We start from the raw sequence: 531 nt of genomic DNA, 5'->3' as shown, positions 1-531 counted from the left end.
TGAGGTCCGCGATGATCATTTCTGTTCCCCCTGACACACAGTCCGTTTCTATTCGTCGTGAAGGGGAACGGACCATCATCGTTCTCGACCACGAGGTGCTTTCAGAGGCGTCTGACGGTCTCCGTCCCCTCCCGGCAGAAGAAAATGCTAACGAACGGCCGCCACAAAGAGCCAGACGCGTCCCCCTCCCGATGATCGCTGGCGTCTGTCTGATTGTTGTCGGTGCCGCCGTTGGCCACCGGCTGTGGTCGCCCGCGAAAAGCAGTGGTCCACATACAGCCGACACCTTGCAGATGCCGCTACTCCGCGCCCCTGAATCTGCGACACGCCGTTCCGTACCCGCCACGCCTGAAGCCGCCCCGGTACCCAACACTGCGTTCGGGCTGGAATAATCATGGCGACGATCAGACGCCGCATAGACGGTCCGCAGGATTTTCACGAACAGAAGGGTGGGCTGGCATTCCGCGACACCCGAAGCGTTCCTCACCAGATCGCGGAAATCCTGCGATCCGGGTTCTCGTCCATCGGGCT

At 61.0% G+C, this 531-nt stretch carries 1 protein-coding gene; it reads left to right on the top strand.

What is annotated here, in order from left to right; all coding sequences use genetic code 11:
- On the top strand, window positions 1–392 hold a 392-nt coding region (locus tag R5H23_RS16890; protein WP_317216135.1), incomplete at its 5' end, for a hypothetical protein.
- Window positions 393–531: the final 139 nt, after the last annotated feature.

Origin of the sequence: Gluconobacter sp. GP1 (genome assembly GCF_032913585.1) — a bacterium.
Classification (GTDB): domain Bacteria; phylum Pseudomonadota; class Alphaproteobacteria; order Acetobacterales; family Acetobacteraceae; genus Gluconobacter; species Gluconobacter cerinus.
Note: the sequence above shows the minus strand (reverse complement) of the source record. Positions and strands in the feature narration are given on the sequence as shown.